Source organism: Mycolicibacterium smegmatis (genome assembly GCF_001457595.1).
Classification (GTDB): Bacteria; Actinomycetota; Actinomycetes; order Mycobacteriales; family Mycobacteriaceae; genus Mycobacterium; species Mycobacterium smegmatis.
Genome location: NZ_LN831039.1, coordinates 4,558,687 through 4,576,297 on the forward strand (window position 1 = coordinate 4,558,687; position 17,611 = coordinate 4,576,297).

Sequence of the window (17,611 nt, forward strand, 5' to 3'; positions counted from 1 at the left end):
CGCTCACGGGGACGGAAGGGGATCGACGGCCACCAACCGGCCGTCGTCCCCGATCCGGAACCGCACCGTCGCGATCCCCGTCGGGGCCTCGGGGGTGTCCTCGCCCTGCTGCCACTGGTAGTTCACCGTGACGGTGTCCTCACCGTTGTTCACCACGTTGATGTAGGGCCGCGGCTCCGGCGTCGCGGTGCCCAGCGGTGTCTGCCGGTCGAAGAACAGCAACTGCCCGACGCTGTTGGGCTGTGGATCGGTCAGCCCCACCTGTACCCAGTGCAACCGGCAGTCGGTGGTGTGGCCGTCGCGCACCTGCACCCACTGCGAACCGCCGTGCGGCGCGGGCAGCTTGGCGATCTCCTGTGCCACCACCATGGGGTCGGGGCCGTCGGCCGCCGTGCACGTGTCCGGCGGTGGCGGCGGCGCCGACGACGGCCCCCATCCGCATCCCGCGGCCAGGAATCCGAGGGACACCACCACGACACTCAATCCGGGGCTCAACCTGGGCAACCGCATGGCGCCGAGCTTACGGGTGAGGCCCGACCGGCAGGGGCGGGCCCGCCGGGGACATCACGGCCGCACTATGTTGGTCCGGGACACAGTCATGATCGAAAGTGGCGCCGCCGATGAGGGCGACGCCACCTGACCGAGGAGACACAGATGGCCTGGTTCCTAGCCATGGAGGGCCCCGCCAACAAGGCCGTGCTGTACCAACTGCAGGAATCGGTCGACACCGACAAGCTCGCCGAAGAGATGGTCAGCGCTGCGACGATCGATCGCGCCGTCGCGGTCCCGGCGATCCTGCAGAACAACAAACAGCACGTGACCGTGTACGTCCGCCCCGCCGCGTGGGGCGTGTGGACCTTCTATCAGCTCAGCGACGAAGAGCGCCAGGCACTCGCCCAGGCCGCCAACCCGTTGGTGGAGGCGCTGGCGCAGGCCGCGCGACAGAACCAGGGCAAGAACCGCCCCCAGGCCTGATCCCGGTCGGCTCGTCTCAGCGCCGCGTCGCGCTCATGGTGAGCCGCACCACCCCGCGCAACGCCCACGGCGTGCGCTTCGCGACCGCCGCGACCGCGCGATCGGCGCGGCGCGTGGCGGTCCGCGCCGCGGGCGTCGGCTCGGCCGCCAGCAGCGCCTCGACAGATGCCGCGGGCGAACCACCACCTGCCCCGTCTCCGACCGCCAGCAGTTGCCACGTCCCCGGCACGCCCCGCAACTCGACGTTGCCGCGGTCGGCGAAGCTGGTCCCCGATCCGACCACGAGATCGCGCACCGTGCGCGACACCAGGATCTCCCCCGCCCGGGCCTGGCCGAGGATGCGCGCGGCGATGTGCACCGCGATACCCCCGATGTCGTCACCGAGCAGTTCGCACTCACCGGTGTGGATGGCCGCGCGGATCTGGATGCCCAGCGTCTCCGCGTCCGACCGCAGCGCCTCCGCGTAGCGGATGGCATGCGTCGGCCCCTCGAACGTGCTCAGGTGGCCGTCTCCGGTGCTCTTGACCACCACTCCGCCGAACCGGCCCGACAGTTCCTCGGTGACCTCACCGAACCGCTGCAGCACCGCACGCCACCGTTCGTCGCCGTTGGACGCGGCGTGCTGCGTGGACGCGACGATGTCGGTGAACAACACGGTGCGCAGCGCGCGGTGTGAGTTGTGCGGCGCCGCATGGTTTCCCGTGACAAACTCCTCGATCTCGGTGAGGACGCGGTCGGCTTCGGTGAACCACGGTGCATGGTCGACGCCGTCGACCTCGAGCCAGCGCGCGCCCGGGATGTGGTCTGCGAGGTAACGGCTGCACTGCACCGGAACGGCCGGATCGTCACGCGCGTGGATGACGAGCGTGGGCGCCGCGATCGTGGGCAGGATGGGCCGCACGTCGATCCGGAACGCGGCCTCGAACGTCGCGCGCGCCATACCCGGGCTCGCACACAGGCGCTCGAACATCCCCAGTTGGCGCATCGACCCCATCGACGGCATCGCGCACCGGACAGCCGCCCCGCTGCCCCACTGCCCGCGCACGGCCCTGGCCTGCTCCTGGAAATGGATCACCTGCTCGACCGTCGGCGCGTACTCGTCGCCCATCTCCGCGACGCTGCGCGCCCTGATGTCCACCGGGTCACCGTCGAGGTCCTCCCACCGGCAGCCGGCCATCGTCGCGAACGACCCGTACGCCACCAGAGTGCGCACACGCCCGGGCCGGTTGGCCGCGAACAGGATCGAGGCCGGACCCCCCTCGCTCATGGCGAGCACCACGGCGTCGTCGAAACCCACGGCATCCATGACCGCCTCGATCTCGGCCGCGCGGTCGTCGAGCGTGCGCACCTTCGGAACGGGATCGGACAGGCCGGTGCCTGCCTTGTCGAAGATCGCGACGCGACAGAACGAGGCGAGCTGATCGAAGAACGACTTGAACTCGGGCACGGTCCAGAACAATTCGACGTGGCCCACGAAGGGCCCCACGAACACAAGCGGGATCGGCCCGTCGCCGAAGAGCTGATACGCCAGGCTCAGGTCGCCGCACGAGGCGTACGACGTCTCCGCCACAGGTTCGAGCGTAATTGACGCGCGACGATCCCAATACCTACGGAATTCGTGGATGGGATCGCGGCGCTGGGAGCTGTTGCTCCCCCGGCTGGACTCGAACCAGCAACCCTTCGGTTAACAGCCGAATGCTCTGCCAATTGAGCTACAGGGGACTGCCTTTGCCTCGGATCACCTCCGCGGCCGAGCGTTGACTCTAGCGTACGGACCGCCCTCGCCGCCAATTGCCTCCGGGCGGGCGCGTCGGCACCGCGGTGAGGCAGGATGTAGACACAACTCTTCGTCTGGGAGGAACGCTGTGATCCGCTACGCCGCCGTGATCGCTGTCGGCTACGTACTGGGCGCCAAGGCCGGACGACGCCGCTACGAACAGATCGCCAGCACCTATCGCGCCGTGACGTCCAACCCGGCGACGAGGGCCGTGATCGACGCGGGCAGGCGCAAGATCGCCAGCCGCGTGTCACCGGACCCGCAGTTCGTGACGATGACTCCCATCGACGCAGAAACGTCGGTGCTCTCCGTGGAGGATCGCACCGACGCTTCGGCGAAGTCCAAGCGCGGCTGGTAGCCGCTCTGGTGGGTCCGGGCGCTAGCCGAGACCCTGGTTGATGGTCGTGCCGGGCAGCAGCGGGCCCGTGGTGAAACCGGGGTTGCCGCTGCCGGGCGCGCCGACCGTGACCGGGCCGATGCCGCCACCGACGGGCGTGCCGTTCGAGTAGGACAGGCACTTGCCGTCTTCCTTGTTGCCGAACCACGCGAGGCAGGCCGGGGCGGCGGTCACGTCGGCGTCGTGCGCGGAAACGCCCGCGAGGAACGCCGGAGCGGCGGCTGCGGCGACGACGAACGCGCCGACGGCGACGCGGGTTCTGGTGCTCAACGTCCTCGTGCTGAAGGTCACGGGTTGCCTTTCTGGCCAGGTCGGTGCCCGTTAGGGCGTCAACGGCACAACAGTGTCACAACTTTATCGTGACTGGGCAACGAATGTGACCCCTCAGGCGGTGAGGTCGTCGCCGCTGGCCTGTTCGAGCAGGCTGCGCCGGTAGGACTCCATCGCCACGAGGTCGCCGAACAGGGCGTGATATTCGTCTCCCTGCTCCACGGGCGACATGCGCTGCAGCTTCGATTTCACCTCGGCGATCTGGCGCCCCACCCACACCTCCTGCAGGCGGGCCAGCACGCTGGAGATGTAGCGCGGCAGCTTCTCGTCGTCCTCGACGTTGATGGTCTCCACGCTGAGTTCGTTGACCAGGTTGGCCGCGGCAGGCGATGTGGTCTGCTCACGCACGGTCTCGATCCACTGCGCACCGGTGATGCCCGCCGACGTGCCGCCCGCGGCCTCCATCGCGGTGCGCACCGCGCCGTAGCCGGGGTGGGTGAAGCTCTCGACGGTCAACGTGTCGAACACCGGGCCGGCCAGCGCCGGGTACTGCAGCCCGGCCTTGAGCGCCTCGCGCTGCGGCCACAACGTCGGGTCGGTCGGGTCGGGCCGCTGCACCGGCGGCGGTTTGGGCCGCGCGGCGGTCTCCTGGCCGCGGCGGTTGTTGTCCTTGCGGCCGCCGCCCTTGGCCTCCTCGCGCACGCGCCCGATCACCTGCGCCACGTTGTCCCAGCCGACCCAGCCGGCCAGCTGCCTGGCGTACTCGTCGCGCAGCGTCGGGTCCTTGATGCGCGCCAGCATCGGCACGCAGCGCCGCAGCGCCGCGACGCGACCCTCGGCGCTGTCCAGGTCGTGTTCGGCGAGGGCGCTGCGAATCACGAACTCGAACAACGGGGTTCGGCGGGCGACCAGATCCCGCAGCGCGCCGTCACCGGACCGCAGGCGCAGATCGCACGGGTCCATGCCGTCGGCCGCCACCGCCACGAACGACTGCCCGGAGAGGTTCTGCTCGCCCTCGAACGCCTTGACCGCCGCGGCCCGCCCGGCGTCGTCGCCGTCGAACACGTAGATCAGTTCGCCGCGGAAGAAGTTGTCGTCCATCATGAGTCGGCGCAGCATCGACAGGTGCTGCTCGCCGAACGCGGTGCCGCACGAGGCGACCGCGGTGGTGACGCCGGCCAGATGCATGGCCATCACGTCGGTGTAGCCCTCGACCACGACGGCCTGATGCCCCTTGGCGATGTCCCGTTTGGCCAGGTCCAGCCCGAACAGCACCTGTGATTTCTTGTACAGCACCGTTTCCGGGGTGTTGACGTACTTGGCCTGGTTCGGGTCGTCGTCGAACAACCGGCGTGCGCCGAACCCGATGGTCTCCCCCGACGACACCCGGATCGGCCACAGCAGGCGCCGGTGGAACCGGTCCATGGGTCCGCGCTTGCCCTCGCGGCTCAGGCCCGCGGCCTCGAGTTCCTTGAACTCGAACCCCTTGCGCAGCAGGTGCTTTGTGAGCTTGTCCCAGCCCGACGGGGCGTAGCCGCAACCGAACTTCGCCGCGGCGGCGGCGTCGAAGTTGCGCTCGGTCAGGTACTGGCGCGCGGGTGCGGCCTCCTCGGACTGCAGCGCCTCGGCGTAGAACTCGGCGGCCGCGGCGTTGGCCGCGAGCAGACGGCTGCGGCTGCCGCGGTCGCGTTGCACGTTGGTGGTGGACGAACCCGTGTAGGTGACGGTGTAGCCGACCTTGTCGGCCAGCAGTTCGACGGCTTCGACGAAACTGACGTGCTCGATCTTCTGGATGAACGCGTAGACGTCGCCGCCCTCACCGCACCCGAAGCAGTGGAAGTGCCCGTGGTTGGGCCGCACGTGGAACGACGGCGTCTTCTCGTCGTGGAACGGGCACAACCCTTTGAGGGAATCGGCCCCGGCCCGGCGCAACTGCACGTAGTCGCCGACGACGTCCTCGATGCGAACCTTCTCACGGATGGCCGCGATGTCGCGATCAGGGATTCTGCCTCCGGCCACCGGCATAGTGTATGCCCGCCTCCGAAGCGCTCAGCGCGGCACAGGCAAGCTTGCCTGCGTCACTCCAGCGGCCGCGGCGAACGGGCCTCGTGCACGCGCTCCAACCGGGTCTCGGTGTAGGACGCGATCTGGTCGATGACCACGCGCAACCGGGCACCGTCGTCGCCCGCCGCGGCGAACTCGGGCGCGAACTGCGGGTCCAGACTGCCAGGCGCCTGCGCCCACAGCGCCAACGCGACCTCGTGGATACGCGTGCGCTGATCGGCCTGCACCTGCAGGTGTTGATGGTCGGACATGATGAACTGCAGCGCGAGCATCTTGAGCACCGCGACCTCGGCGCGCACCAGATCGGGGACCACCAGATCGGAGTCGAACCGCTTGAGCGGCCGGTCCCCTGCCACGGCCCTGGTCTCGGTGATCGCGGCGTTGGCGAACCGGCCGACGAGCTCACTGGTCAGCCGTTTGAGCGCGACCGACGCGGCCAGCGTGCCGTCGTACTTGCCGACGGCGGCCACCACGGGCATCTCCGAGAGGCGCTGCGCGGCCGCCAGGAGATCGTCGTGTGCGAGCGACGGGAACGCGGCGGCGCCCAGCTGGGCCAGTGACTCGGCGGCGTCGGCGTCGGCGAGCACCCGCAGGTCGATGCGCCCCGAGATCACACCGTCCTCGACGTCGTGCACCGAATAGGCGACGTCGTCGGCCCAGTCCATCACCTGGGCCTCCAGGCACGGCCTGTCCACGGGCGCGCCGTCACGCACCCAGTCGGCCGCGGGGCCGTCGTCGTCCGGGAAGCCCACGTAGAAGCCGAATTTGCGGCGCTCCTCGGTGCGTCGCCACGGATACTTGGTCACCGCGTCCAGCGACGCCCTGGTGAGATTCAGGCCCGCCGACCGTCCGTCGGCGTCGAGCACCTTGGGTTCGAGTCGCGTGAGGATGCGGAAGTTCTGCGCGTTGCCCTCGAAACCCCCGAAGGCCTTGGCGATCTCGTTGAGCGCGCGTTCACCGTTGTGGCCGTACGGCGGATGCCCGATGTCGTGCGCGAGCCCGGCGAGGTCGACGAGGTCCGGATCGCAGCCCAGCCCGATCGCCATACCGCGGCCGATCTGCGCGACCTCCAGGGAATGCGTGAGCCGCGTGCGCGGGTTGTCGCCGTGACGCGGCCCCACCACCTGGGTCTTGTCGGCCAGGCGCCGCAGCGCGGCGCAGTGCAGCACCCTGGCGCGGTCACGCGCGAAGTCGGTGCGGTGCTCGGTGTCGGTGCCGGGCAGCGCAGCGCTCTTCGCCGGTTCGGGCACCAGCCGCTCCCGGTCGAAGTCGTCGTAGTGGTCGTACTGCGTCGCATTCACCGAGGCACAGTCTGCCAGGACATGCCGCCCATACCGCGCAGCACATTAGATTGGCCGTCATGCGCATCGGCCGACTGTTCAGCTTGCTGCTCGCGATCCTGACGACCGGGCTACTCGTGGCCCCTGGCGCGGCGGCCGAACCGCCGCTGCGGCTGGCGACGCAGCTCACCGACCAGGCCGGCGTGCTGTCGGCGTCGCAGCAAGCCGACGTGCAGCGCGCCCTCGACCGGCTCTACGACGACCGGCGCATCAAGCTGTGGGTGGTGTTCGTCGAGGACTTCTCGCGGCAGAACTACGTGGGCTGGGCACAGAACACGATGCGGCTGAGCGACTTCGGCGACGACGACGCGCTGCTGGCCGTCGCGACCGTGGACCGGGCGTTCGCGTTCCAGGTGCCCGACACCATCATGGACACCGCACGTGCCGACGACATCCGCCGCAACAGCATCGGCCCGTCGCTGCGCCGCGAGGACTGGGCCGGTGCGGCCATCGCGGCCGCCGATCAGCTCAACACCGAGCCCGCGTCGGCCACGGGGGGCGGGGTGTCGTGGCCCGCGCTGCTCATCGTGCTCGGCATCATCGCGGTGCTCATCGGGATCCTGTGGATCTGGTCGCGGCGACGACGCGCCAAGCGGCGCAAGGCCGAGTTCGAGGCGGCCAAACGCGTGGACCCCACCGATCCGGACGCTTTGGCGAGCGTGCCGCTCGAGGCGCTCGACGCGTTGTCGCGTGAGATCGTCGTCGACGTCGACAACGCGGTCCGCACCAGCCAGGCCGAACTGGACCTGGCTGTCGAGGAATTCGGCGCCAAACGCACCGAGCCGTTCACCACCGCGGTGGCCAACGCGAGAAAAGCCCTCGCGCAGGCGTTCAACGTACGCCAGATCCTCGACGACGACGTGCCCGAGACCCCGCTGCAGCAGCGTGATCTGCTGACCCGCGTGATCGTGTCGGCCGCGCGTGCCGACCGTGAACTGGAAGCCCAGAGCGCCGCGTTCGAGCAGTTGCGTGATCTGGTGATCAACGCCCCGGCGCGACTCGACCTCATGACCCAGCAGATGGTCGACCTCAGCGCACGCATCGAAACGTCGCAGCAGACCCTCGCGGCGCTGCACACCCAGTTCGACGCGCGGGCGCTCGAGTCCGTCGCGGGCAACGTCGACACCGCGCGCGAACGGCTCGCGTTCGCCGACCGCAACATCACCACGGCACGCGGACTGGTGTCCCGACCCGCCGCCGACCAGACCGGACTGGTGGACGCGGTGCGCGCCGCCGAGTCCGCGCTGTCACAGGCACGCACGCTGCTTGACGCGGTCGACAGCGCATCGACCGACATCAACCGGGCACTGGCCGGGCTGCCCGCCGCCGTCGCGGACATCGAGGCGGGCATCGAACAGGCGAACGACCTTCTGGCACAACCCGATACCCCGCAGGCCGACAAGCTCGCCACCGCGCGCGACGCCGCCGTGCAGGCTGCCGGCGAGGCCAAGTCCAACGGAACCGCCGATCCGCTCGGCACGTTCACGCGGCTGACGCAGGCCGACGCCGACCTGGACCAACTGTTGGCCACCGTGCACGAACAGCGCGAGGCCGCCGAACGCCTGGCCCGCACCCTGGAGCAGGCGATCTTCACCGCCCAGTCCCGCATCACCGCGGTATCCGACTACATCGGGACGCGCCGCGGCAGCATCGGCCCGGAGGCACGCACCCGGCTCGCCGAGGCCACCCGGCAACTGGAGGCCGCCCAGGCCAAACGGACCACCAACCCCAATGAGGCTGTGGCACATGCCAATGGCGCTTCGACGCTCGCCGCGCAGGCGCAGAGCCTGGCCAACGACGACGTCCGCGCCGCCCAGCGCACCTACACCTCACACCATGGCGGCGGCGGAGCCGACATCGGTGCCGTGCTCGGCGGCATCATCATCGGCAACGTGCTGCGCGGCGGCTTCGGCGGCGGAGGTGGCTATGGCGGCTACGGCGGCGGCTTCGGTGGTTTCGGCGGCGGCTTCGGCGGCGGACGCAGCTCGGGCCGGCCCACGTCCTATGGCGGGTCGTCACATTCGTCGGGCCGCAACTACGGCGGTGGCGGCGGCCGGTTCTGAAGTCGCCCCCGGCTGCGCGAGCGTGCGTGTTTGCATCACAACACACCGTTGCCAGGCAGCAGCCTGCGCACGCTCACAGTTCGTGAGCGTGCGCAGAGTGCTGAAATTCCGCGACGTGTTGTAAGGCAGACACGCACGCTCGCGGTGCTACCTCGCGGTGCTACTAGTGTCGCGCGTCATTAATTAGTTTACAGTGTGGGATGATGGTGTATGCCGTCATCCACATTGGTGATCAGTTCTGAAGATCGTGTGACGTTGGAGTCGTGGACGCGGTCCTCGACGGTGCCTGCCGGCCGTGTTGAGCGGGCGCGGATCGTGCTGGCGGTGGCCGACGGTGCGGGGACCTCGGGTGCGGCGCGGCAGGTGGGGGTGTCGCGGCCGACGGTGATCAAGTGGCGGGATCGGTTCGCCGCGTTCGGCATTGAGGGGCTTGATGACGAACCACGCAGCGGCCGACCCAAGACGGTCGATGACGCCGAGATCCTGGCGACCACGCTCGAGCCGCCACCGGAATCGTTGGCCGTGACCCACTGGTCGAGTCGACTGCTCGGAAAGCACCTCGGGATCGGGGATGCCACGGTGGCCCGGGCGTGGCGACGCTACGGGGTCAAACCGTGGCGGCGCGAGACGTTCAAGTTCTCCACCGACCCTGAACTGGAGGCCAAGGTCCGTGACGTGATCGGCCTGTATCTGAACCCACCAGAAAAGGCGGTCGTGTTGTGCGTGGACGAAAAGAGCCAGATTCAGGCACTCAACCGCACCCAGCCGATTTTGCCGTTGCGTCCGGGACTGCCGGAGAAGGCGACCCACGACTATCAGCGCAACGGCACCGCCACGTTGTTCGCCGCCTTGGAAATCGCAACCGGCAAAGTGACCGACCGCTGCTACGAGCGGCACGGCAAAGCCGAGTTCCTCGATTTCCTCAAGACGGTCGCCCGGGCCTACCCGCGCCGCAAACTGCATGTGGTGTGCGACAACTACCACACCCACAAACACGCTGACATCAATGCGTGGTTGGTCAAGAATCCCCGCGTGACACTGCATTTCACCCCGACCTCAGGCTCCTGGTTGAACCTGGTCGAGGTGTTCTTCTCGATCATCACCCGCCAAGCAATCCGCCGGGGCTCGTTCAACAGCGTTAAAGAACTCATCGCTGCCATCAGCGCCTTCATCGAGGGCTGGAACCAACGCGCCCACCCATTCGTGTGGACCAAGACCGCCGACGAAATCCTGCCCCACACTCGTAAACAAACTTCAGACGCGCGACACTAGGCGCGGTGCCACGGTGCCAGGTGCCGGGTGCCGGGTGGTTAGGCGCCCTTGAGACGCACGGCGAGGTAGTCGGAGACCTTGTCGATCGCGATGCGTTCCTGGGTCATGGCGTCGCGCTCGCGGATGGTCACGGCGTTGTCCTCGAGTGAGTCGAAGTCGACGGTGACGCAGTACGGCGTGCCGATCTCGTCCTGGCGGCGGTAGCGACGGCCGATCGCGCCTGCGTCGTCGAACTCGACGTTCCAGTTCCTGCGCAGTTCGGCCGCGAGGTCGCGGGCCTTGGGCGACAGGTCGGCGTGGCGCGACAGCGGCAGCACCGCGGCCTTGACCGGCGCCAGACGCGGATCGAGCTTGAGCACCGTGCGCTTGTCGACGCCGCCCTTGGCATTGGGGGCCTCGTCCTCGGTGTAGGCGTCGACCAGGAACGCCATGAGCGAGCGGGTCAGGCCGGCTGCGGGCTCGATGACGTACGGCACGTAACGGGTGTCGGCGGCCTGATCGTAGAACGACAGATCGACGCCGGAATGCTTTGCGTGCGTGGACAGGTCGAAATTCGTGCGGTTGGCGACGCCTTCGAGCTCACCCCACGGGTTGCCCTGGAAGCCGAACTTGTACTCGATGTCGACGGTGCGGTCGCTGTAGTGCGACAGCTTCTCCTTGGGGTGCTCGTACAGGCGCAGGTTGTCGCGGTCGATGCCCAGGTCGACGTACCACTGCAGGCGCGTGTCGATCCAGTACTGGTGCCATTCGGCCGCGGTCGACGGCTCGACGAAGAACTCCATCTCCATCTGCTCGAACTCACGCGTGCGGAAGATGAAGTTGCCCGGGGTGATCTCGTTGCGGAAGCTCTTGCCGATCTGGCCGATGCCGAACGGCGGCTTCTTGCGCGCGGTGGTCACCACGTTGGCGAAGTTGACGAAGATGCCCTGCGCGGTCTCGGGCCGCAGGTAGTGCAGGCCGTCCTCGGACTCGATGGGCCCGAGGTAGGTCTTGAGCATCATGTTGAAGTCACGCGGCTCGGTCCACTGCCCCTTGGTGCCGCAGTCGGGGCAGGAGATCTCGCTCATGGGCACCGAGTCGGGATCGTCGATCCCTTTCTTCTCGGCGTACGCCTCCTGCATGTGGTCCTGACGGTGCCGCTTGTGGCAGCTCAGGCACTCCACCAGCGGGTCGTTGAACACCTCGACGTGGCCCGAGGCCACCCACACCTGACGCGGCAGGATGATCGCGGAGTCCAGGCCCACGACGTCGTCGCGGCCCGTGACCACCGACTTCCACCACTGGCGCTTGATGTTCTCCTTGAGTTCGACACCGAGTGGGCCGTAGTCCCACGCGGACTTGGTGCCGCCGTAGATCTCGCCGGATTGGTAGACCAGGCCGCGGCGTTTCGCCAGGTTCGCAACGGTGTCGATGATGGAAGCCACGGTGCAACAGAGTAGCGAGTTACCGGGGTGAAACCCGAACCGCGTGATCGACCGCTCGTCGGACGCGGTTGCGCGGACCCGTTGACATGCGAATCAGCGCATGTATTCTGATCGGTAATGAAAACGATTTCCAATTTGACCGAACACGGCGAGGCCCACGACCACGCCGGTACCCCGGCACCCGCACTGCCGTCGCGCGACGTGCTGGAGACCGCGGGCGAACTGTTGCGGGCGCTCGCCGCGCCGCTGCGGATCGCGATCGTTTTGCAGCTGAAGCAGTCACAGCGGTGTGTGCACGAGTTGGTCGACGCGCTCGACGTCCCGCAACCCCTGGTCAGCCAGCACCTGCGCATCCTCAAGCAGGCTGGCGTGGTGTCGAGTGAGCGGGCAGGCCGCGAGGTGCTCTACCGCCTCGTCGACCATCACCTCGCACACATCGTGGTCGACGCGATCGCACACGCCAGCGAGGACCGCAGGTGACCGGCGCGGTCCGCTCGACGCGGCAGCGGGCGGCCATCGCGGACCTGCTCAACGAGACCGAGGGCTTCCGCTCGGCACAGGAACTGCACGACGAGCTGCGCCGGCGCGGCGAGGGCATCGGGCTGACGACGGTGTACCGCACACTGCAGGCCATGGCCACCGCGGGCGTCGTCGACACGTTGCGCACCGACACCGGTGAGTCGGTGTACCGCCGCTGCTCCGAGCACCATCACCACCACCTGGTGTGCCGGTCATGCGGATCGACGGTCGAGGTGTCCGGCGGCGACGTCGAGACCTGGGCCGCGCAGGTCGCGCGCGATCACGGGTTCTCCGACGTCAGCCACACGATCGAGATCTTCGGGGTGTGCGGCGACTGCGTCGATCGGCCCGCCGGGAACCAGCCTCAAACCAGTTGAGGAACTAGACGAGCTCGCGCGCGAGCGCCAGCACTGTGTCGCGCGTCAGCGGCGCCAGTTCCACATCACCGGGCGAAGCCGGATCGACCCACGCCATCTCCTCGATCTCGGCCGCAGCGGCCGGCGTGCCGTGCAACCGCACGAGGTACAGGTACGCGTCGACGGTGTGGCCGGGTTCGTTGGCGGCGACCGCGTGATGACGTCCCAGGGAGCGCACCGACATCGGGTCCACCGCGGTGCCCAACTCCTCGACAACCTCGCGTTGCAGTGCGGCCAGCGGCTGCTCCCCCGGTTCGATCTTGCCGCCCGGCTGCATGAACGCCGTCGTCCCGCGCTTGCGGACGACGAGCACGTGGCCGTCGTCGTCGAGCACCACGGCCGCCACGATCCGCAGGACCGGATCGGTCACGACGTGAGGTCCCGGCGCACGTCGGCACCGGTTTCCAGCACCATGAGGATCAGCGTGCGCAGCGCGTCGTCGGTGAGCCCGGCGGCCGGGAAGTTGTACCGCAGCATGACGTCCGCGACCTTCTTGGTGGAGCCCTTGCGCGTCGTGGTCTTGGGTCCCGTGCCGTTGACCGGCGTCGCGGGCCCGTCGGCCGCCTTCTCCACCAACACCACCGACCCGAGCATCGTGCGGTTCGCGTGACCGGCCACGCGTTCGCGAATCTTGTTGTTCAGCGGCAGATCCCACGCGAGCGGCTGCGTCAGCGACACCATCTCCAGGTCCTCGGCGATCGCGACGACACGCACCAGGGCGACCGAACCCTCGGACGTGATGGTCAGCGCGCCGTCGGCCTCTTCGGCGACCGACATCACCTCGGCCAGCACCGTGGACAACCGTTGCAGCAGACCTGGCATCGCGTTCACCCCCTCACGCCCGGCCGAAGCGCCGGTTGCGATTGACGTACTCCTCGCATGCCGCCCACAGATCGCGCCGGTCGTAGTCCGGCCACAGCTTGTCCTGGAACACGTACTCGGCGTAGGCCGCCTGCCACAGCAGAAAGTTACTGGCCCGCTGTTCGCCCGACGTGCGGATGAACAGGTCGACGTCGGGGATGTCGGCGCGGTGCAGGTGCTTGGCGAACATGGCCTCGCTGATGCGGGCCGGGTTGATCTTTCCGTCCACGGCCTCCTGCGCCAACGCGCGTGCGGCCTCGACGATCTCGGTGCGGCCGCCGTAGTTGACGCAGTAGTTGATCGTGATGACGTCGTTGTCCACGGTCATCTGCTCGGCGATGTCGAACTCTTTGATGACACTGCGCCACATACGCGGCCGCGAGCCGACCCAGCGCATCCGCACGCCCATGTCGTTGAGGTTCTCGCGGCGGCGGCGCACCACCTCACGGTTGAACCCCATGAGGAACCGGACCTCCTCGGTGCTGCGCTTCCAGTTCTCGGTGGAGAACGCGTAGACCGTCAGGTGCTTGATGCCGATCTCGATGGCGCCGCACGTGATGTCGATGAGCACCGCCTCACCCATCTTGTGCCCCTCGGTGCGGCCCAGGCCGCGCTGCGTGGCCCAGCGGCCGTTGCCGTCCATCACCACCGCGACGTGGTTGGGCACCTGGTCCGCCGGGATTTTCGGCGCGGCGGCCTTGGAGGTGTGTTGCGGCGGACGCGCGAAGCGACCGTTGGTGCCCGCCGGGATCTCGGGGAAGACGACGGGCCAGGTCGACTTGTCCGGGAAGGTCGGATAGTCGTCAGGCGCCGGAGGCAGTTGCGGGTAGGTCTTCTTGCCCCGTGTGGTTGCCATGCGCCATATCCTGCCTGACCAGCGCTGCGCGTTGCTCGGCGACCGTCCTGTCGACGCGGTACCCGCGCTCGACCAGAGGCAATGTGCGCAGTTGACGCTCCAGATGCCATTGCAGGTGTGCGGCGATGAGCCCGCTGGCCTGGCTGCGGTGCGGCGGTGTCGAGGATTCGGCGTACTCCCAGTCACCGTCGTGCAGCGCCGACATCAACTCGAGGACCGCCTGCGGCGGGGTGCTCGACCCGCTGGGCCTGCAGTGCACGCACACGCTGCCGCCCGCGGCGACATGGAACGCCCGGTGCGGTCCTGGCGCGGCGCAGCGCGCGCACTCGGTCAGCGCGGGCGCCCAGCCTGCGATGGCCATCGCCCGCAGCAGATAGGAGTCGAGCACGAGTTCGCGAGCCCGTGCGCCGTCGGCGATCGCCCGCAGTGCCGCCACGGTCAGCCGGTGCAGTGCCGGCATCGGCGCACGCTCCTCGCCGGCCAGCCGCTCGGCGGTCTCCAGCATCGCGCAGGCGGTGGTGTACCGCCCGTAGTCACTGACGATGTCGGCGGCAAACGCGTCGATGGCCTGAACCTGGGTGACGATGTCGAGATTGCGGCCCGGATGCAATTGCACATCGATATGAGCAAACGGTTCGAGTCGAGCGCCGAACTTGCTGCGGGTACGGCGGACCCCCTTGGCCACCGCGCGGACCAACCCATGGTCGCGGGTGAGCAGGGTGACGATCCGGTCGGCCTCGCCAAGCTTGTGCTGACGCAGTACCACCGCCCGGTCACGGTACAGCCGCATGCGAACAGTCTTGCACCGTGGCCTGACAAGGCCCGACTCGCACCGCCGATATCCTCGAAAGTGATGGGAAAATCAACGGCTTGCGACTCGACGTTCCCGACGCTGACCAATCAGCTGTACCAACTCGCCAGCGGTGCCATCACTTCCGACGAGCTGGTACGGCGATCGCTGCATGCGATCAACGCGAGCCAGTCGACCCTCAACGCGTTCCGCGTGGTCCTCACCGAACAGGCGCTCGCCGACGCGGCCAAGGCCGACCGTGACCGTGCGGCCGGCAAACAGCTCCCGCTGCTGGGGGTGCCGATCGCGGTCAAGGACGACGTCGACATCGCCGGAGTGCCCACCCGGTTCGGCACGGAAGGCGACGGCCGGGTGGCCGAGGCCGACTCGGAGGTGGTGCGCAGGCTGCGCGCCGCGGGCGCGGTGATCGTCGGCAAGACCAACACGTGTGAGCTCGGGCAGTGGCATTTCACCAGCGGCCCAGGGTTCGGGCACACCCGCAACCCGTGGTCGCGCAAGCACACGCCGGGCGGCTCCTCGGGCGGCAGTGCGGCCGCGGTCGCCGCGGGCCTGGTGGCGGCGGCCATCGGTTCCGACGGTGCGGGCAGCGTCCGGATCCCGGCGGCGTGGACCCATCTGGTGGGCATCAAACCGCAGCGCGGACGCATCTCGACGTGGCCGCAGCCCGAGGCGTTCAACGGCGTCACCGTGCACGGTGTGCTGGCCCGCACCGTCGTCGACGCGGCGCTGGTGCTCGACGCGGCCTCGGGAAACGCCGACGGCGACCTGCACAAGCCGGCGCCGATCCAGGCGTCCGACTATGTCGGGGTCGCACCGGGCCCGCTGCGCATCGCGATGTCGACGAAGATCCCGTTCACGGGTGTCCACGCGAAGATCCACCCCGAGATCCTCGCGGCCCTGCAGACGATCGCCGACCACCTCGGCGAACTCGGCCACACCGTGAAGGCCAAGGACCCGAACTACAGCATGCGGATGTCGTGGGACTTCCTGTCGCGCTCGACCGCGGGCCTGCTCGACTGGGACGACCGGCTCGACACCGCCGGCCACGGCATCGTCTACGACCAACGCACCGTCGCCAACATGCGCATCGGTCGGCTGCTTTCGCAGAACGTGCTGCGCAAGGCGCGCGCCCACGAGGCCGCTGTGCAGCGGCGCATGTCGTGGATCTTCAACCTCGTCGACGTCATCATCGCGCCGACCACCGCCCAGCCGCCGCCACCGGTGCACGAATGCGACCGGCTCGGGTGGCTCGCGACCGAGCGCAAGGCGATTGCGGCGTGTCCGCTGACGTGGGCGTGGAACCTGCTGGGCTGGCCGTCGATCAACGTCCCGGCCGGCTTCACCTCCGACGGGTTGCCGATCGGCGTGCAGCTCATGGGCCCGGCCGAGAGTGAACCGCTGCTGATCTCGCTGGCCGCCGAACTCGAGGCCATCACCGGCTGGGCCGCCAAAGAGCCTGCGGTGTGGTGGAACACCCCCGAGGGGCGCGGCCTGCAGACCGTTGCCGAGGTCACCACGCAACGGGTCACCGAGCCCGAGGATGAGCAGGCGGCTGTCATGACCGCCGACGAGCGCCAGGAGCCCCGCGACGACGTGTCGCAGGCCGTCGCCGCGGTCAACGCGTTGCGCTGATCCACCTCACGCGGATCTGGCAAAGGTGAGGCTAGAAGCCCAGCTTGCCCAACTGTTTGGGATCGCGCTGCCAGTTCTTGGCGATCTTGACCCGAAGGTCGAGGTAAACCTTTGTGCCGAGCAGCTTTTCGATCTGCTTGCGGGCCGCGGTGCCGACCTCGCGCAGGCGGGCCCCGCCCTTGCCGATCACGATGCCCTTCTGGCTGTCGCGCTCGACGTAGAGAATCGCGTGCACGTCGATCAGGTCGTCGCGGTCCTCCCGTTGTGACACCTCGTCGATGACGACGGCCAGCGAGTGCGGCAGTTCGTCGCGCACGCCTTCGAGTGCGGCCTCGCGGATGAGCTCGGCCATGAGCACTTCCTCGGGCTCGTCGGTGAGCTCACCGTCGGGATAGTAGGCCGGCCCCGGGGGCAGCTGAGACACCAGGACATTCGTCAGGACGTCGAGTTGCTCCCCTGAGGTCGCCGACACCGGCACGATCTCGGCGTCGGGCCCCATGAGCTCGCTCACCGCGAGCAGTTGCGCGGCCACTCGGTCCTTGGGCACCTTGTCGATCTTGGTGACGATGCCGATCAACGTGGTCCTGGGCGCCACGGCGCGGATCTGCTGATAGATCCACCGGTCGCCGGGCCCGATGGCCTCGTCGGCGGGAATGCACATGCCGATGACGTCGACCTCGGAGTAGGTGTCCTTGACCAGATCGTTGAGCCGCTGACCCAGCAGCGTGCGCGGCCTGTGCAGGCCCGGGGTGTCGACGAGGATGATCTGGAAATCCTCGCGGTGCACGATGCCGCGGATGGTGTGCCGCGTGGTCTGCGGGCGGTTCGACGTGATCGCGACCTTCTGACCCACCAGGGCATTGGTCAGCGTCGACTTGCCGGTGTTCGGCCTGCCGACGAAACACACGAAGCCGGAACGGAATTCAGTCAACGC

Annotated in this window: 18 protein-coding genes and 1 tRNA gene; 7 read left to right on the top strand and 12 right to left on the bottom strand. The window is 68.5% G+C overall.

Annotated elements, in window-relative coordinates; genetic code table 11:
• Nucleotides 1-3: 3 nt before the first annotated feature.
• Entirely contained in the window at nt 4-510 is a 507-nt protein-coding gene (locus tag AT701_RS21860) for an LppP/LprE family lipoprotein (protein WP_058126578.1), read from the bottom strand.
• 144 nt (nt 511-654) lie between these two features.
• Here AT701_RS21860 and AT701_RS21865 point away from each other — a divergent pair, with 144 nt between their 5' ends.
• On the top strand, nt 655-975 hold the full coding sequence (locus AT701_RS21865; protein WP_003895832.1) for a hypothetical protein: 321 nt from the start codon (nt 655-657) through the stop codon (nt 973-975).
• A gap of 16 nt (nt 976-991) precedes the next feature.
• Here AT701_RS21865 and AT701_RS21870 read toward each other — a convergent pair whose 3' ends face one another.
• Both AT701_RS21870 and AT701_RS21875 read right to left on the bottom strand, forming a co-directional pair.
• Nucleotides 992-2,545 carry an adenylate/guanylate cyclase domain-containing protein gene (locus AT701_RS21870; RefSeq protein WP_058126579.1) on the bottom strand — a complete coding sequence of 518 codons (1,554 nt, stop codon included), beginning with the start codon at nt 2,543-2,545 and terminating at the stop codon, nt 992-994.
• A 79-nt stretch (nt 2,546-2,624) separates the two neighbouring features.
• A tRNA-Asn gene (locus AT701_RS21875) sits at nt 2,625-2,697 on the bottom strand.
• Nucleotides 2,698-2,840: 143 nt separating this feature from the next.
• Between AT701_RS21875 and AT701_RS21880 the strand changes: the two genes are divergently transcribed.
• A complete protein-coding gene (locus tag AT701_RS21880; protein WP_003895835.1) occupies nt 2,841-3,110 on the top strand; it encodes a hypothetical protein in 270 nt (89 codons plus the stop codon).
• Nucleotides 3,111-3,131: 21 nt separating this feature from the next.
• Here the strand turns inward: AT701_RS21880 and AT701_RS35390 are convergent, their stop codons facing one another.
• The 3 genes from AT701_RS35390 to AT701_RS21895 all read right to left on the bottom strand — a co-directional run bounded on the left by AT701_RS35390 (nt 3,132) and on the right by AT701_RS21895 (nt 6,784).
• Nucleotides 3,132-3,440 (bottom strand): DUF7155 family protein, encoded by a 309-nt coding sequence (locus AT701_RS35390; RefSeq protein ID WP_042510586.1) that lies wholly within the window; start codon nt 3,438-3,440, stop codon nt 3,132-3,134.
• 93 nt (nt 3,441-3,533) lie between these two features.
• Nucleotides 3,534-5,444 (bottom strand): DNA primase, encoded by a 1,911-nt coding sequence (gene dnaG, locus AT701_RS21890; RefSeq protein ID WP_011729868.1) that lies wholly within the window; start codon nt 5,442-5,444, stop codon nt 3,534-3,536.
• 53 nt (nt 5,445-5,497) lie between these two features.
• Entirely contained in the window at nt 5,498-6,784 is a 1,287-nt protein-coding gene (locus AT701_RS21895; protein WP_003895838.1) for a deoxyguanosinetriphosphate triphosphohydrolase, read from the bottom strand.
• A 59-nt stretch (nt 6,785-6,843) separates the two neighbouring features.
• Here AT701_RS21895 and AT701_RS21900 point away from each other — a divergent pair, with 59 nt between their 5' ends.
• Together AT701_RS21900 and AT701_RS21905 are read left to right on the top strand one after the other, a co-directional pair.
• On the top strand, nt 6,844-8,886 hold the full coding sequence (locus AT701_RS21900) for a TPM domain-containing protein (protein WP_058126580.1): 2,043 nt from the start codon (nt 6,844-6,846) through the stop codon (nt 8,884-8,886).
• Between the two features lie 210 nt (nt 8,887-9,096).
• Nucleotides 9,097-10,158 (top strand): IS630-like element ISMsm5 family transposase, encoded by a 1,062-nt coding sequence (locus AT701_RS21905; RefSeq protein ID WP_003894950.1) that lies wholly within the window; start codon nt 9,097-9,099, stop codon nt 10,156-10,158.
• Between the two features lie 38 nt (nt 10,159-10,196).
• Here AT701_RS21905 and AT701_RS21910 read toward each other — a convergent pair whose 3' ends face one another.
• A complete protein-coding gene (locus AT701_RS21910) occupies nt 10,197-11,582 on the bottom strand; it encodes a glycine--tRNA ligase (protein ID WP_011729870.1) in 1,386 nt (461 codons plus the stop codon).
• A 117-nt stretch (nt 11,583-11,699) separates the two neighbouring features.
• Here AT701_RS21910 and AT701_RS21915 point away from each other — a divergent pair, with 117 nt between their 5' ends.
• On the top strand, nt 11,700-12,062 hold the full coding sequence (locus AT701_RS21915; protein WP_058126581.1) for an ArsR/SmtB family transcription factor: 363 nt from the start codon (nt 11,700-11,702) through the stop codon (nt 12,060-12,062).
• Nucleotides 12,059-12,478 (top strand): Fur family transcriptional regulator, encoded by a 420-nt coding sequence (locus AT701_RS21920; protein WP_058126582.1) that lies wholly within the window; start codon nt 12,059-12,061, stop codon nt 12,476-12,478. Before AT701_RS21915 ends, AT701_RS21920 begins: the two co-directional genes overlap by 4 nt.
• A 4-nt stretch (nt 12,479-12,482) precedes the next feature.
• Here AT701_RS21920 and AT701_RS21925 read toward each other — a convergent pair whose 3' ends face one another.
• From AT701_RS21925 to recO, 4 genes are read right to left on the bottom strand one after another with little or no spacing between them, the layout of a single operon-like run.
• On the bottom strand, nt 12,483-12,887 hold the full coding sequence (locus tag AT701_RS21925) for an NUDIX hydrolase (RefSeq protein ID WP_058126583.1): 405 nt from the start codon (nt 12,885-12,887) through the stop codon (nt 12,483-12,485).
• On the bottom strand, nt 12,884-13,339 hold the full coding sequence (locus tag AT701_RS21930; protein ID WP_058127701.1) for a hypothetical protein: 456 nt from the start codon (nt 13,337-13,339) through the stop codon (nt 12,884-12,886). Before AT701_RS21930 ends, AT701_RS21925 begins: the two co-directional genes overlap by 4 nt.
• Before the next feature lie 13 nt (nt 13,340-13,352).
• The gene (locus AT701_RS21935; RefSeq protein WP_011729873.1) at nt 13,353-14,234 is read right to left on the bottom strand and encodes a decaprenyl diphosphate synthase; all 882 of its coding nucleotides are present in this window, start codon (nt 14,232-14,234) and stop codon (nt 13,353-13,355) included.
• Entirely contained in the window at nt 14,182-15,024 is an 843-nt protein-coding gene (gene recO / locus AT701_RS21940; RefSeq protein WP_058126584.1) for a DNA repair protein RecO, read from the bottom strand. The genes AT701_RS21935 and recO overlap by 53 nt, the downstream gene beginning before the upstream one ends.
• A gap of 63 nt (nt 15,025-15,087) precedes the next feature.
• On the opposite strand from recO, the gene AT701_RS21945 reads away from it, so the two are divergent.
• The gene (locus tag AT701_RS21945; RefSeq protein ID WP_058126585.1) at nt 15,088-16,677 is read left to right on the top strand and encodes an amidase; all 1,590 of its coding nucleotides are present in this window, start codon (nt 15,088-15,090) and stop codon (nt 16,675-16,677) included.
• Nucleotides 16,678-16,708: 31 nt separating this feature from the next.
• Here the strand turns inward: AT701_RS21945 and era are convergent, their stop codons facing one another.
• Entirely contained in the window at nt 16,709-17,608 is a 900-nt protein-coding gene (gene era / locus AT701_RS21950; protein ID WP_003895864.1) for a GTPase Era, read from the bottom strand.
• Between the last annotated feature and the right edge of the window lie 3 nt (nt 17,609-17,611).

Excerpts from the sequence above, each read along its gene's own strand:
- AT701_RS21915 (WP_058126581.1), top strand. The coding sequence starts at position 11,700 with ATGAAAACGATTTCCAATTTGACCGAACACGGCGAGGCCCACGACCAC.
- AT701_RS21860 (WP_058126578.1), bottom strand. The coding sequence starts at position 510 with ATGCGGTTGCCCAGGTTGAGCCCCGGATTGAGTGTCGTGGTGGTGTCC.
- AT701_RS21930 (WP_058127701.1), bottom strand. The coding sequence starts at position 13,339 with ATGCCAGGTCTGCTGCAACGGTTGTCCACGGTGCTGGCCGAGGTGATG.
- AT701_RS21945 (WP_058126585.1), top strand. The coding sequence starts at position 15,088 with ATGGGAAAATCAACGGCTTGCGACTCGACGTTCCCGACGCTGACCAAT.
- AT701_RS21935 (WP_011729873.1), bottom strand. The coding sequence starts at position 14,234 with ATGGCAACCACACGGGGCAAGAAGACCTACCCGCAACTGCCTCCGGCG.
- AT701_RS21865 (WP_003895832.1), top strand. The coding sequence starts at position 655 with ATGGCCTGGTTCCTAGCCATGGAGGGCCCCGCCAACAAGGCCGTGCTG.
- recO (WP_058126584.1), bottom strand. The coding sequence starts at position 15,024 with ATGCGGCTGTACCGTGACCGGGCGGTGGTACTGCGTCAGCACAAGCTT.
- dnaG (WP_011729868.1), bottom strand. The coding sequence starts at position 5,444 with ATGCCGGTGGCCGGAGGCAGAATCCCTGATCGCGACATCGCGGCCATC.
- AT701_RS21905 (WP_003894950.1), top strand. The coding sequence starts at position 9,097 with ATGCCGTCATCCACATTGGTGATCAGTTCTGAAGATCGTGTGACGTTG.
- AT701_RS21900 (WP_058126580.1), top strand. The coding sequence starts at position 6,844 with ATGCGCATCGGCCGACTGTTCAGCTTGCTGCTCGCGATCCTGACGACC.